Source organism: Streptomyces sp. NRRL WC-3549, assembly GCF_000721935.1.
Lineage (GTDB): Bacteria > Actinomycetota > Actinomycetes > Streptomycetales > Streptomycetaceae > Streptomyces.
The window spans coordinates 6,933-8,376 of sequence record NZ_KL585460.1 but is presented as its reverse complement, the minus strand read 5'-3'; the positions used below and the strand labels follow the sequence as shown (position 1 = coordinate 8,376).

Annotated in this window: 1 protein-coding gene; it reads right to left on the bottom strand. The window is 76.9% G+C overall.

Features of this window, described 5'->3' with window-relative positions:
- Positions 1-738 (bottom strand): hypothetical protein (locus IH13_RS43230; RefSeq protein ID WP_420713448.1); only part of this gene is annotated, 738 nt, incomplete at its 3' end.
- Positions 739-1,444: the final 706 nt, after the last annotated feature.

Sequence of the window (1,444 nt, the reverse complement as noted above, 5' to 3'; positions counted from 1 at the left end):
CCCGCCGAGCGGGCGGGGCAGGCTCCGGTCCAGGACGGGCGGCCTGGCGCCGGGGAGTACGGGGGCGTACGGCTCGGCACCGAGCGCGCGGCCGGCCGCGGCCGGCTGAGATGCGGACGGCGGCACGGTGACGGACGTGGCCGCCGTCGTGGGCGCGGGCGCGGTGGCAGGGGCGGTGATCGGGGCCGGGACGGCGGTGGGTGCCGGTGTCGCGGGGGTCGACCCGGTGGTGCCGGGCCGGACAGCAGGTGGGTCCCCTATGTGTGCCGCGATCAGGTCCAGGTGGCGCCCGCGCAGGCCGCCCTGGGCGAGCCCCTGGGGCGCGGGGCGCCGGTAGTCCCCGAGAAGGCTTCCCCCGATGTCCGGGCGGTGCGGTGCGACCGCGTGCCGGGACTCGTCACGCAGGCCGAGCATGTGCGAGATCTCGTGGGCGTAGTCGACGGGATCGGCGTCCGCCCACCACGCGGACCGTGTCATCTGCCGGTCGCGGCCGACGAGGTGGACGTCGAGACCGTTGGGGTGCGGATCACTCTCGACGCGCTCCACGGTCACGTGCAGGAGGTCCCCGTTCGGCAGCCGGTGGCCGGGGGCGTTGAACACCGTCTCGACACCGCTGAGGACCTTCTCCCAGACGCCCTCCGGCAGCCCGCCGGAACGGCCGACGCCGACCTGGACGGTCAGATCGGTGACCAGCTCGCCACCTGCCTCGAAGCGCCGTACGTCGAACTTCGACCTCACCACGAACTGGGTCGTCTGCCCAGGCCGTTGCGGGTCGGGCGGCGCCGACAGCGGATCGACCCAGGTGTGCGAGCGTGCCTCCGGCACCGCACCGGCACGCGCCGCCTCCCAGGCGGGCGAACCGAGGGCCCCGCGCCCGGATGCCGAGGCCCCGGATGGCCCGGAAGCCTCCGGACTCTCCGGCGTTCCGAGGCCGTCCGGGGCCGCTGCGCCGGACGGCTCCTGTCGTTCCGCGGACCGCATGCCCGGCGACGGCGGTGTGGATGCGGCCGACGGGGCCGGGGGAGTGTCCGGCCCGTAGGCGGGCGTGGTGGTGGCGGGAAGGGCCGGGGACGGGGCGGGCACGGGGGAGGCCGGGCCCGGCACACCCGTGGCCGACGTGGTGGGAATCGGCGACGCCGGTGGTACGGACAGGGCGGTGGCCGTGGAGTCCGGCGCCACGGCCGGTGCGCTCGGCGGCGTCACGCCAGTGCTTGCGGTCTCGGAGTCGGCGGTCCCGGAACGGGCGGTCCCGGAGTCGGCGGTCCCGGCATCGGCGGTTCCGGAATGGTCGGGCAGCTCCCGCCCCGGCTCATCGGCCGGGCCGGTCCGGTCCACGCCGGGCGCTCTTCGCGCGGGCGGGGGAGAAGCGTCCGGTGAAGCGGTGGGCGAGGACGACACCGGGACGTGCGGCACGGTGGCCGACGCCCCCGACGCCCCCGACGCC